General features: G+C 70.5%; 7 protein-coding genes. 1 reads left to right on the top strand and 6 read right to left on the bottom strand.

All coding sequences use genetic code 11. The features are described 5' to 3' along the window. Window positions 1–128 precede the first annotated feature (128 nt). The 6 genes from ACWGIF_RS37130 to ACWGIF_RS37105 all read right to left on the bottom strand — a co-directional run bounded on the left by ACWGIF_RS37130 (window position 129) and on the right by ACWGIF_RS37105 (window position 7490). A complete protein-coding gene (locus ACWGIF_RS37130) occupies window positions 129–2300 on the bottom strand; it encodes a 3-hydroxyacyl-CoA dehydrogenase NAD-binding domain-containing protein (protein WP_453504180.1) in 2172 nt (723 codons plus the stop codon). Between the two features lie 53 nt (window positions 2301–2353). Beyond that, complete coding sequence (locus ACWGIF_RS37125; RefSeq protein WP_453504179.1) at window positions 2354–3568, bottom strand: acetyl-CoA C-acetyltransferase; 1215 nt, start codon at window positions 3566–3568, stop codon at window positions 2354–2356. Window positions 3569–3634: 66 nt separating this feature from the next. Next, window positions 3635–4777, bottom strand: coding sequence for an acyl-CoA dehydrogenase family protein (locus ACWGIF_RS37120; protein ID WP_453504177.1), 1143 nt, complete (start codon window positions 4775–4777; stop codon window positions 3635–3637). A gap of 46 nt (window positions 4778–4823) precedes the next feature. Further along, the gene (locus tag ACWGIF_RS37115; protein WP_453504175.1) at window positions 4824–5849 is read right to left on the bottom strand and encodes an LLM class F420-dependent oxidoreductase; all 1026 of its coding nucleotides are present in this window, start codon (window positions 5847–5849) and stop codon (window positions 4824–4826) included. Beyond that, window positions 5849–7006: a CaiB/BaiF CoA transferase family protein gene (locus ACWGIF_RS37110; RefSeq protein WP_453504182.1), complete on the bottom strand. Its 1158-nt coding sequence runs from the start codon at window positions 7004–7006 to the stop codon at window positions 5849–5851. The genes ACWGIF_RS37115 and ACWGIF_RS37110 overlap by 1 nt, the downstream gene beginning before the upstream one ends. A 94-nt stretch (window positions 7007–7100) precedes the next feature. Continuing rightward, on the bottom strand, window positions 7101–7490 hold the full coding sequence (locus ACWGIF_RS37105) for an MmcQ/YjbR family DNA-binding protein (RefSeq protein WP_453504174.1): 390 nt from the start codon (window positions 7488–7490) through the stop codon (window positions 7101–7103). Window positions 7491–7696: 206 nt separating this feature from the next. Between ACWGIF_RS37105 and ACWGIF_RS37100 the strand changes: the two genes are divergently transcribed. Further along, window positions 7697–9361 carry a hypothetical protein gene (locus ACWGIF_RS37100; protein ID WP_453504172.1) on the top strand — a complete coding sequence of 555 codons (1665 nt, stop codon included), beginning with the start codon at window positions 7697–7699 and terminating at the stop codon, window positions 9359–9361. Window positions 9362–9416 lie beyond the last annotated feature (55 nt).

The following is a 9416-nucleotide window of genomic DNA, read 5'->3' as shown; positions in this document are numbered from 1 at the left end:
GTAGATATACACTATGTAGTTCGGGGGCTGCGTCTGTGTTTTATACTTCACAGCGGCGGCCCTCCCCGGGGGCCCGGGTGGGCGACGGCGGGCGGCCCGCACGCGGCCCCGCCGTCCCCGTCACCGCACTAGTCGGCGTACGTCTCGCCCCGCTCGGCCTTCTCCACGAGGGAGGCGGGCGGCGTGAAGCGCTCGCCGTACTTCTCGGCGAGTTCGCGGGCGCGGCCGACGAAGCCGGTCAGACCGCCCTCGTAGCCGTTGATGTACTGGATGACGCCGCCGGTCCAGGCCGGGAAGCCGATGCCCATGATGGAGCCGATGTTGGCGTCGGCGATCGAGGTGAGGACCCCCTCGTCGAGGCAGCGGACGGTGTCCAGCGCCTCGGAGAACAGCATCCGCTCCTTCATGTCCTCGAAGGGGATCTCGTGCCCGGGCTTGGCGAAGTGCTCGCGCAGGCCGGGCCAGATGCCGGCGCGCTTGCCCGCCTCGTCGTACTCGTAGAAGCCGGCCCCGCCGCTGCGGCCGGGGCGGCCGAACTCGTCGACCATCCGGTCGATGACCGTGTCGGCAGGGTGCTCCGCCCAGGCCCGGCCCTCGGCCTCGAAGGCCTTGCGGGTCTCGTTGCGGATCTTGCGCGGCAGGGTGAGGGTCAGCTCGTCCATCAGGGACAGCACCTTGGCCGGGTAGCCGGCCTGGGCGGCGGCCTGCTCGATCGAGGCGGGCTCGGCGCCCTCGCCGACCATGGCCACGCCTTCGTTGATGAACTGGCCGATGACGCGCGAGGTGAAGAAGCCGCGCGAGTCGTTGACCACGATCGGGGTCTTGTTGATCTGGCGGACCAGGTCGAAGGCGCGGGCGATGGCCTCGTCGCCGGTCTGCCCGCCCTTGATGATCTCGACGAGCGGCATCTTGTCGACCGGCGAGAAGAAGTGCAGGCCGATGAAGTCGGCGGGCCGCTTCACGCCCTCCGCGAGCCCGGAGATGGGCAGGGTGGAGGTGTTGGAGCACAGCAGCGCGTCCGGCGCGATGACGTCCTGGATCTCCTGGAACACCTTGTGCTTGAGGGCGGTGTCCTCGAAGACGGCCTCGATGACGGCGTCGCAGCCCGCGAGGTCGGCGACCTCGGCGGTCGGGGTGATGCGGGCCAGCAGCTCGGCGCGCTTGGCCTCGGTGGTCCGGCCGCGCGAGAGGGCCTTGTCGAGCAGCTTCTCCGAGTACGCCTTGCCCTTGGCGGCGGCATCGGGCGATACGTCCTTCAGCACCACCTCGATGCCCGCGCGGGCGCAGGAGTAGGCGATGCCCGCGCCCATCATGCCGGCGCCGAGGACGGCGACCTTGCGGACCCGGCGCGGCTCGACGCCCTGCGGGCGGCTGCGGCCCGCGTTGACGGCCTGGAGGTCGAAGAAGAACGCCTGGATCATGTTCTTGGCGGTCTGCCCGGTGACGAGCTCGGTGAAGTAGCGGGCCTCGATGGTCAGCGCGGTCTCGAAGTCCACCTGGGAGCCCTCGACGGCGCAGGCCAGGATGTTGCGCGGAGCCGGGTACGGGGCCCCGTTCAACTGCTTCTTCAGGTTGGCCGGGAAGGCGGGGAGGTTGGCGGCGAACCGCGGGTTGGACGGCGTGCCGCCCGGGATCTTGTAGCCGGGTACGTCCCAGGGCTGCTTCGACTCCGGGTTGGCGTCGATGAAGGCGCGGGCCTTGGCCAGCATCTCCTCGGGGGTGTCGGCGAGTTCGTGGACGAGGCCGTTCTCGAGGGCGCGCCGGGGGTCGTACTGGGTCCCCTGCAGCAGCACCTTGAGCAGTGCGTCGGCGATGCCCATCAGCCGCACGGTACGGGTGACACCGCCGCCGGCCGGGAGCAGGCCGAGGGTGACCTCCGGCAGGCCGATCTTCGAGCCGGGCGCGTCGAGGGCGACGCGGTGGTGGGAGGCGAGGCAGATCTCGTAACCGCCGCCCAGGGCCGCGCCGTTGATGGCGGCGACGACGGGCTTGCCCAGGGTCTCGATGCGGCGCAGCGAGCGCTTGATCTCGGTGCCGGTGTCGAAGGCGAGCTGCGCGTGCTCGGGGCGCAGCCGGATCATGTCCTTGAGGTCGCCGCCCGCGAAGAAGGTCTTCTTGGCCGAGGTGAAGATGATGCCGCGGATGGAGTCCTTCTCGGCCTCGGCGCGGTCGGCTACGGCCGCGATGGAGTCCTTGAAGGCCTGGTTCATCGTGTTGGCGGACTGGTCGGGGTCGTCGAGGACCAGGGTGACGACGCCGGTCTCGTCCTGTTCCCAGCGGATCGTGGTGGACTCGCTCATGGTCACTGCTTTCGTGTCGGTCCGTGCGGAGGAGGGTCTGGGGACAGGACGGTTCAGAGGCGTTCGACGATGGTGGCGACACCCATGCCGCCGCCGACGCAGAGGGTGACGAGCCCGTAGCGCTTGTCCTGGCGCTCCAGCTCGTCGACGATCGTGCCGAGGATCATCGCGCCGGTTGCGCCGAGCGGGTGGCCGAGGGCGATGGCGCCGCCGTTGACGTTGACCTTGTCGAGGGACAGGCCCATGTCCTTGACGAAGCGCAGGACGACGCCGGCGAAGGCCTCGTTGATCTCGATGAGGTCGATGTCGTCGATGGTCAGTCCGGCCTTGGCCAAGGCCTTGCGGGTGGCGGGGGCGGGGCCGGTCAGCATGATGGTGGGCTCGGAGCCGGAGACGGCCGCCGAGACGATCCGGGCCCGCGGGGTGAGGCCGTTGCGCGCTCCGGCCTCGCGGGAGCCGATGGCGACGAGCGAGGCGCCGTCGACGATGCCGGAGGAGTTGCCCGCGTGGTGAACGTGGTCGATCTTCTCGATCCAGTGGTACTTCTGCAGCGCGACGGCGTCGAAGCCGCCGAGGTCGCCGATGTCGGCGAAGGACGGCTTGAGCTTGGCGAGGGTGTCCGCGGTGGTACCCGGGCGGACGAACTCGTCGTGGTCCAGGACGACCAGGCCGTTGCGGTCGGTGACCGGGACCACGGACTTCGCGAAGCGGCCGTCCTTGATGGCGGCGGCGGCGCGTTCCTGGGACAGGGCCGCGTACTCGTCCACGTCGCGCCGGGTGAAGCCCTCGATGGTGGCGATCAGGTCGGCGCCGATGCCCTGCGGGACGAAGCCGGTGTCCCAGTTGGTCATCGGGTCGGCGAACCAGGCACCGCCGTCGGAGGCCATCGGAACGCGGGACATCGACTCGACGCCGCCCGCCAGGACCAGGTCCTCCCAGCCGGAGCGGACCTTGGCGGCGGCCAGGTTGACGGCCTCCAGGCCGGAGGCGCAGAACCGGTTCTCCTGTACGCCGGCCACCGTGTCCGGGAGCCCGGCGGCGATCGCCGCGATACGGGCGATGTCGGAGCCCTGGTCGCCGACCGGGCCGACGACACCGAGCACGATGTCGTCGATGGTGGCGGGGTCCAGGCCGGGGTTGCGCTCGCGCAGGGCGTGGATGAGTCCGACGACCAGGTCGATCGGCTTGGTGCCGTGCAGGGCGCCGTTGGCCTTGCCGCGGCCGCGCGGGGTGCGGATCGCGTCGTATACGTAAGCTTCGGTGCTCACTGGTCAAACCTTTCGGTGTTCTGGAAGGCCCTTGGGAAGGTCCTCGGGAGGGTTCACAGGGACGGTTCAGCCGAGGAGGGAGCGCCCGATGATCTCTTTCATGATCTCGGTCGTGCCGCCGTAGATGGTCTGGATCCGGCCGTCGGTGAAAGCCCGCGCGACCCGGTATTCGGTCATGTATCCGTATCCGCCGTGCAGTTGCAGGCAGCGGTCGGCGACGCGCTTCTGCAGCTCGGTGGCCCACCACTTGGCCATCGAGGCGTGTACGTGGTCCAGTTCGCCGTTGGAGTGGTCGGTGATGCACCGGTCGAGGAAGGTCCGGGTGACGGCGACCTCGGTGGCCATCTCCGCGATCTCGAACCGGATGTGCTGGAGCTTGGACAGCGGACGGCCGAAGGCCTCGCGCTCCTTCACGTACTGGGTGGTGATCTCCAGCAGGTGCTCGGCGGCGGCGATGCCGGCCATCGCGATGCCCATCCGCTCCTGCGCGAGATTGGTCATCAGGTGGACGAAGGCGCCGTTCAGCTCGCCGAGCAGGTTCTCCTTCGGGACGCGCACGTCGTGGAAGAACAGTTCGGCCGTGTCCTGGGATTTCTGCCCGATCTTGTCGAGGTTGCGGCCGCGCTCGAAGCCCTCCGCCCCGCGCTCGACGACCAGCAGCGACAGGCCGTGCGCCCCGCCCTCGGGCGTGGTCCTGGCGACCACGATCACCAGGTCGGCGAGGATGCCGTTGGAGATGAACGTCTTGGAGCCGTTCAGCACCCAGTGGTCGCCGCGGTCCTCGGCGCTGGTCCGGATCCCCTGGAGGTCGGAGCCCGCGCCCGGCTCGGTCATCGCTATGGCGGTGATGGTCTCGCCGGAGCAGAATCCGGGCAGCCAGCGGCGCTTCTGCTCCTCGGTGGCGAGCGAGGTCAGATAGGGGCCGATGATGTCGTTGTGCAGGCCGATGGCGAGCCCGGGGGCGCCCGCCCGGGTGAACTCCTCGGCGATCACGGCGGCATAGCGGAAGTCGGTGTTCCCACCGCCGCCGTACTCCTCCGGGACGGCCAGGCCCAGGAGCCCCTGACGGCCCGCGGCCCGCCAGGCCTCGCGGCTGACGATGCCGTCCGTCTCCCACTGTTCGTAGTACGGCAGCACCTCCTTGGTGAGGAAGGTGCGCACGGTCGCGCGGAACGCCTCGTGGTCGGCGTCGAAGATCTGGCGTTTCATCGGAGGACTCGCTTCATCGGACGGCTCGCTTCATCGGACGGTTCCCCTACAGCCAGTTCTTGACGGTTTCGATCAGGCGGGCCGGCTCGGGGCCGACGGGGGTGACGTTGAGCATGGTGACGCCCGCCTCGCGGAAGGCCTCGACACGCTCGCGCACGTAGCCCTCGGGTCCGCACAGCGTCATCAGCTCGCAGAACTCGTCCGGGACGGCGGCCGCGGCGTCGCGCTTGCGCCCGGAGAGGTAGAGGTCCTGGATCTTCCGGGCCTCCTCCTCATAGCCGTAGGCGACGGCGAGGTCGTTGTAGAAGTTCTTGCCGACGGCGCCCATGCCTCCGACGTACAGCGCGATCTGCGGGCGCGCCAGATCCCGTACGGCGGCCGCGTCCTCGCCGATGGCCAGCAGGCCGCCCGCGACGGTCTGCAGCGGGCCGAGTTCCGGCGAGCGCTTCGCCGCGCCCTCGGCGAGCGGGCCGCCCCACACCGCGTGGGCCTTCTCCGGGATGAACAGGGTCGGCAGCCAGCCGTCGGCGATCTCGGCGGTCATCCGCACATTGGCCGGGCCGAGGGAGGCGATGTAGACGGGAATCCCGGGGCGGACGGGCCGGGTGAGGATCTTCAGCGGTTTGCCGTGCCGGCCGCCCCTCGAAGTCGGCAGCGGCATGTCGGTGATGCCGTGGTGGTCGATCGTCTCGCGACGCCAGATGCGGCGGCACAGCTCGACGGTCTCGCGGGTGCGGCCGAGCGGCTTGTCGTACGGCATCCCGTGCCAGCCCTCGACGACCTGCGGACCGGAGGCGCCGAGTCCGAGCATCGCGCGGCCGCCCGAGAGCGCGTCCAGGCCGGCGGCGGTCTGGGCGATGAGGCCGGGGGTGCGCGAGTAGACGTTGAGGATCGCCGAGCCGATCTTCAGGCGCTCGGTGCGGGCGGCGAGATAGCCCATGATCGTCGGGGAGTCGAAACCCCACGCCTCGGCGACCCACACGGCGTCGAGCCCGGCCGACTCCAGCGCCGCCGCCTCGTCGGCGGCCCGGCGCGGGTCCCCGGCGTAGTCGAGCATCATCGACAGTTCCATCAGCTCTCCTCGGCGAGCAGGGACGGTACGTCCCAGTCGGCGGCCACGGACCCGGTGTGCGCACCCGGCTGGGCCGGACCGCCGGTGACGGCGACCGGGGTCGCCGAGAAGCGCGGCGCGGGGGCGGGCTGGACGATCCCGCCGAAGTCGGTGAAGGTCCCGCGCGCGGCGAGGTGGGGGTGGTCCGGGGCCTCGCGCAGCGAGAGCACGGGTGCCACGCAGGCGTCGCTCCCCTCGAAGACCGCCGTCCACTCCTCGCGCGTACGGGTCTTGAAGCGTGCGGCGACGGCCTCGCGCAGCTCGCCCCAGCGGGCGAGGTCCTTGCGGGCCGGGGCCACGTCCGTGATGCCGAGGAGTTCCACGAAGGTGTCGTAGAACTGCTGCTCCAGCGCGCCGACGGCCATGTACCGGCCGTCGGAGGTCTCGTACGTGCCGTAGAACGGGCAGCCGCCGTCCAGGAGGTTGGCCCCGCGGCGGTCCTGCCAGCCGCCCGCCGCCATCATCCCGTGGATCATGGCGGTGAGGTGGGCGGTGCCGTCCACGATGGCCGCGTCGACGACCTGGCCGGTGCCGGTGGCACGGGCGTGCTGGAGGGCGGCGAGGACCCCGATGACCAGGTAGAGCGAGCCGCCCGCGTAGTCCCCGACCAGGTTCGCGGGAACGGCCGGGGGCTCGCCCGGCTCGCCGATCATGCCCAGGGCCCCGGTGACGGCGATGTACGCGATGTCGTGCCCGGCGGTGTGAGCGAGCGGGCCCTCCTGGCCCCAGCCGGTCATCCTCCCGTAGACGAGCTTCGGGTTGAGGGCGTGGCACGCGGCGGGGCCGACGCCGAGCCGCTCGGCGACCCCGGGGCGGAAGCCCTCGATCAGGATGTCGGCTCGCTCGACGAGGTCGAGAACGCGGGCGGCGCCGTCGGCGGACTTGAGGTCGATCAGGACGGAGCGCTTGCCGCGGTTGGTGATGTCGTAGGCCGGGTTGACGGCGAGTCCGCCTCCGCCCGGCCGGTCCACGCGTACGACGTCCGCGCCGAGGTCGGCGAGGAGCATGGCGGCGAACGGTCCCGGACCGATGCCCGCCAGCTCGACGACGCGCACTCCGGCGAGCGGGCCGGACCCGCCCGCGTCCGCCTCCCCGACCCCGTTCCCTGTCACTGCCATCAAGCCCCCAGCGTCTGTAGCCGCACGGTGTGACACAACTGATGTAACACCAGCGATGCTAGGAACGGCTTCCCCTCAGCACAAGAGCAAGCGCTTAGCCATTTGCCTGGATCCGGGCGTCCAGCTCCTTCGCCTGCCGCCTCAGGGCCACGGTGCGGTAGCTCTCCTCCACCCACTCGCACAGCACCTGCGCCGAGGGCGCCCCCTCCCCCAACAGGACGGACACCCAGCCGGACCGGCCCAGGCCGTAGCCGGTGGGCTCGGCTCCGGGCGCGGTCATCGCATGTCCGTGCAGCGCCTCGTCCTTGAGCTTGACGGACAGGCCGGGCGCTTGCGGTCCGTCGGCGTTCCCCAGGAAGACGAAGATCTTCTTGTTCACCTTCATCACGCAGTCCTCGGGACCCCAGGGGTGGTCCTCCACGGCCTCCGGAAGCCCGAGGGCGAACTCCCGCACCGCCTCCCACTTGCGCACTCCGGATTTCATCAGCGCCTCCCGTCGATCGTCTCCCCACGCTAACGGAGCCCGCCCGGACATTCGGGGCAAGACCGCACCAGGCGGGCGGGGCGCCGCCCGCCCCGGAAAAACAGCGTCGCCCGGTGGCGATACCCCCGTGATCAACCGCCCGATGTCTGTGTACTCTGGGCGAGCTTTCGAACCTGTTCAAGCTTTAACAGAAAATGGGGGGGCCGGTGCGCAATCGCCGACTCATATTTTCCGCCGCCGCAATCGTCGCGGCCGGCGTCGGTCTCGTCCCGGGTGTCGCCAACGCGGCGGGCCCTGACGGGGCCACGGGGACGGGCGGCCGGGGAGTCGCCGCTCCGGACATCGATCTGACGAAGGCCGAGACGTTCGGCTCCGAGACCTTCAAGAGCCCTGCCGCGAAGACGGTCCACCCGGCCGCCCAGGGCAAGCTCGCCCCGCAGACCCAGAACGGCGCGGCCGCCGTCGAGCCGACGGTCGACATCTCGGGCTGGCACAGCAGCGCGCACGGCATCACCCTGGAACTCGCCGTCAACAGCGACCCGGGCACCGCGCTCGGCGTGCTCGTGGAGTGGGGCGACGGCGGCAGCGAGCAGGTCGGCGCCAACGGGCCCACCGTGCTGACCCGGTCCCACGTCTACGCCAAGCCCGGCGTCTACAACGTCAAGGTGAGCCTGCTCTCCGGTGGCACCGTCGTCGGCACCAACGAGGTGACCGCCGACACCGCGGGCTCCGATTTCACCCCGCACGCACCGACCCGTCTGCTCGACACCCGCGAGGGCATCGGTGCGCCGAAGGCCAAGGTCGGCCAGTACGGCACGACCCGCGTGAGGATCGCGGGCAGCGGCCAGATCCCCGCCGGGGTGACCGCGGTGGCCCTCAACGTCACCGTCACCAACCCGACGAAGCCCGGGCACATCCGCGCCTACGGCCAGGGCGACGAGCGGCCCACCACCTCGAACGTCAACTTCACGGCGGGCCAGACCGTCCCGAACGCGGTGATCGTGCCGGTCGGCGCGAACGGCTACGTGGAGCTGTACAACCACAGCGACGGCCCCGTCGACCTGATCGCGGACGTCACCGGCTTCTTCACCACGAGCGCGGCCAACGGCTACACCTCGCTGGCCCCGACCCGCCTCGTCGACACCCGCGAGGGCCTCGGCGCCGGCAAGGGCAAGGTGGCCGGCCGCAACTCCTTCACGACCCAGGTCACCGGCCGCGGCGGCGTCCCGGCCGACGCCAAGGCCGTCGCGCTCAACGTGACCGTCACCGAGCCGTCGCAGGACGGTCACCTGATCGTCTACCCCGCCGGCGGCAGCGCCCCGACCACGTCCAACGTGAACTTCAGCGCGGGTCAGACCATCGCCAACTCGGTCATCGTGCCCATCGGCGCCGACGGCAAGATCAGCGTCTTCAACGGCGCCTGGGCCGGTGCGCACGTGATCGTCGACGTCGTCGGCTACTACAGCCCCGGCAGCGAGAGCGCCTACGTGCCGTTCCTGCCGGAGCGCTGGTTCGACACCCGCGAGTGGGGGGAGGGCCAGCTCGACGGCCGCAGCTACATCTACTCGTCGTTCTTCGAGGACGACACGAACGTGACGGGCGTCGTGCTCAACAGCACGGTCACCAACACCCGCGGCCCCGGCCACCTCACCGTCGCCCCGGACCCGAACCGGTGGATCGACTACGAGAACGGCTGGGAGAGCAAGGTGACCCCGCCGAACTCCTCGGTCCTGAACTGGACCACGAACAAGACCGTTCCGAACCTCGTCCAGGCGAGCACCGGCAACACCCGGCTCATCGACTTCTGGAACATGAGCTACGAGCCGACCGACGTCATCGTCGACCTCTTCGGCATCTACGCCAAGAACTGACCCACCGGCAGAACCCGTACGACACGGCGCCCCGGGAACGGACCCCAGCGGTCCG

It is taken from the genome of Streptomyces sp. NPDC054849 (assembly GCF_053610945.1).
The sequence above is the reverse complement of the archived record's forward strand: the minus strand, read 5'-3'. Positions and strand labels throughout refer to the sequence as shown.

Coding starts and splice junctions, on each gene's coding strand:
- ACWGIF_RS37130 (WP_453504180.1), bottom strand. CDS start 2,300: ATGAGCGAGTCCACCACGATCCGCTGGGAACAGGACGAGACCGGCGTC.
- ACWGIF_RS37120 (WP_453504177.1), bottom strand. CDS start 4,777: ATGAAACGCCAGATCTTCGACGCCGACCACGAGGCGTTCCGCGCGACC.
- ACWGIF_RS37115 (WP_453504175.1), bottom strand. CDS start 5,849: ATGGAACTGTCGATGATGCTCGACTACGCCGGGGACCCGCGCCGGGCC.
- ACWGIF_RS37110 (WP_453504182.1), bottom strand. CDS start 7,006: ATGGCAGTGACAGGGAACGGGGTCGGGGAGGCGGACGCGGGCGGGTCC.
- ACWGIF_RS37105 (WP_453504174.1), bottom strand. CDS start 7,490: ATGAAATCCGGAGTGCGCAAGTGGGAGGCGGTGCGGGAGTTCGCCCTC.